This is a genomic window from Pseudomonas sp. AMR01, from assembly GCF_041946035.1.
Lineage (GTDB): Bacteria > Pseudomonadota > Gammaproteobacteria > Pseudomonadales > Pseudomonadaceae > Aquipseudomonas > Aquipseudomonas antarctica_B.
In genome coordinates this window covers 1-1054 of record NZ_JAUTYR010000091.1, presented here as the reverse complement: position 1 = coordinate 1054, position 1054 = coordinate 1, and the positions used below count along the sequence as shown (strand labels likewise).

1 protein-coding gene is annotated in these 1054 nt (G+C 58.0%); it reads right to left on the bottom strand.

The features are described from left to right. Positions 1-628 (bottom strand): helix-turn-helix transcriptional regulator (locus Q7C20_RS26645; protein ID WP_375071175.1); only part of this gene is annotated, 628 nt, incomplete at its 3' end. Positions 629-1054: the final 426 nt, after the last annotated feature.

The following is a 1054-nucleotide window of genomic DNA, read 5'->3' as shown; positions in this document are numbered from 1 at the left end:
ACGAATGCCGCCCGCTGATCCCCAGCTTGATCGCCGCGCGCTTCAAATAGCTTTCAATGGTGTTGACCTTCAGCGTCAGTTGTTCCGCCAACTCCGGCGCAGTCCGCCCGGCCAGCAGCCCGACACACACTTCCAGTTCGCGGTTGGACAAGGTCAGCCCCGACTGCACCAGGCGTTCTTCAATACGCCTGCGCAGGGTTTCGATGCCCTGGTTTTCCGGGACTGCCGGCGCGCTGTTCGGGGGGCACGGCTGAATCGCGGCGATGTGCTTTTCTACCATCGGCAGCAGCAGGGTGGAGAATTCCTGCAGCATGCTGCGTTCCTGCGGCGAAAAGCTTTCGGACTGGTGCGAGCGGTACACCGACAGCACGTAGCGCACATCGTCCTTGCGGCGCGTGAGGTGCAATTGTGCGGCGGGTTGCTCTTCGCCCAGGGCCACCACCGAATCGGTGTAGACCGGGCTGATCTTGCGACGGGTATTGCCTTCGGGATTGACCCGCAGTTGGGTGATATGCGTGGCGTCCACTGCCAATTGAGTGAGGATCAGGTCATGCAGCATGCGTGGGAAATGGCGACTGCCGGTGCTTGCGATGACCTTGCCTATATGTGGGAACAGGTGTGAGTTCATCAATTCGTCCATGAGTTTCGAGTGTAGGAATTCAGCCTTATAGCTACGGGATTTAAAAAGGTGACGTATGTGAATAACCTACAGTGATAATGCTCCCGCGACTCGTATGCTAGTACAGCCTGGCAAAAGCAGGGGGATCCAATCTGCAAAAAATCAGATTAAAGACAGATAACGGCGGTCGGACCGGTCCGACCAGCGCGTGTAGAAGGGCATTACAACAAGCGTGGGCGTCATCTGACAGCGTACGCAGCCATCGTGGCCTGTGGCGCGATGCAGCGCGTGTGCACCTGGCCAAGGCGTGTTGCACGTCCGCGAGCAGATGCGGTCTTCCTGACCAAATGGAGATTTACTGTGGGAGCGGGCTTGCTCGCGAATGCGGTGTATCAGCCACCAAATTCATCAACTGACCCACCGCATTCGCGAGCA